This window comes from Paraburkholderia sediminicola (assembly GCF_046027825.1).
Classification (GTDB): Bacteria; Pseudomonadota; Gammaproteobacteria; order Burkholderiales; family Burkholderiaceae; genus Paraburkholderia; species Paraburkholderia sediminicola_D.
In genome coordinates, this window is record NZ_JAQQDU010000224.1 from 1 (window position 1) to 1,409 (window position 1,409).

At 59.6% G+C, this 1,409-nt stretch carries 1 protein-coding gene; it reads right to left on the minus strand.

Features of this window, described 5'->3' with window-relative positions:
- Window positions 1–128 precede the first annotated feature (128 nt).
- Window positions 129–1,343, minus strand: coding sequence for an IS701 family transposase (locus tag PQQ96_RS41965; protein ID WP_408303293.1), 1,215 nt, complete (start codon window positions 1,341–1,343; stop codon window positions 129–131).
- Between the last annotated feature and the right edge of the window lie 66 nt (window positions 1,344–1,409).

Here is a 1,409-nt window from a genome sequence, read left to right on the forward strand (position 1 = left end):
CTAGTACCACTGTGTTAACAAATTACTCGATTTTCCGTCCGCAGCACGGGCACCGCTCAAGGCGGGCAAGCAGTGCGGCAGCAAGCTCCAGTCGCAGCGTTGTAATGGAGTCCGGCACATGGCGCTGCTTACGCAGGGGCGCCCCGGGGCCTGAAGCCTTCGGGTAAGGAAGACACTTCGCCGGGTAACCGATGAGTTGGAGTTTTTTTTTGTGCCACCAGGCGCTCGGTGACGAGAAAGCTGTACGCCGCTATGCACAGCGTCGCGTGATGATGAAAGCCGCGCCAGCTGCGTCCCTCGAAATGCCCCAGGCCAAGCTCCTGCTTGAGCTCCTGGTAATCACGCTCAATACGCCAGCGCAGTTTTGCGAGTCGCACGAGCTCCTTGATTGGTGTATCCGCCGGCAACGTACTGAGGAAGTACTTGGTCGGCTCGATTTCTTCCCTGGGCCACTCGACGAGCAACCATTGCTCCTCGAGGGTGTCAACTGGCTGGGCTGCGCGGGAGGTGCAGTGCACCCGTATTGCCGCAAAGCGCGACGTCAGGGCGGCGTTGGTGCCTTCACGCCATGTGACCGTGCGAAAGCGCCGCGACGGCAACTGCATGGCCAGCTCTTTCGCCTGCAATGGCGCCTGAGCTTGCATCTGCAGACTGACCGCGCCTGTGACCCCGACCACATACGTGAAGCCCATCGCTGTGAGCTGCTCGCGGAACTCGGTGCCTGCCCCGTACCCGGCGTCGGCGATAACCAGTTCGGGCAGCGATTCCACCTCTGCGAGATTTTCGAGCAGTTGCAGCGCGAGCATCGGCTTGGTGACGAACTCGAGCGCCTCGGGCACTTTGGCAGCCTTACGACGGTCTGCGTCATCGGCCCAGCTTTGCGGCAAATACAGCTGATAGCGCACCGGCAGACTGAAGCGTTCATTTGCGAGCGACACGCTGACTGCGACCTGGCAGTTGTCCTGTTTCCCGAGCTGGCCACAATATTGCCGAGCGACCCCGACCGAGTGCTTACCCTTCTTCGGAACGCCGGTATCGTCAATAATCAGCGCCTCCGGCGAACCCGCGCGCCGGCTTATTCGCTCAAGTACGTAACTGCGCACCGTATCAAGCACCGCCTGATCCGACCACGGTGCATCGGCTACAAAGTGATGCAGCCGCTGGTGCTCCGAGCGCACCCGGTCCGGCGACAGATGCGCAGCCATGGGCTCAACGCTTTTGCGCTTGACCGGCAACATCAAGCCCGTACAGTAGCCACGAAATGGCTCGACACGATCAGCGTGCCCAAGCGACTGAGCCATCAAGGACACATACTCCACGAATCTCTTCGAAGTAGTTTCCATCGCTCTCCTCACAATGTTCTTGAAGATAAGCGAATCATGCCTTATTTTGTAACACAGTGGTACTAG

Coding starts and splice junctions, on each gene's coding strand:
- PQQ96_RS41965 (WP_408303293.1), bottom strand. CDS start 1,343: ATGGAAACTACTTCGAAGAGATTCGTGGAGTATGTGTCCTTGATGGCT.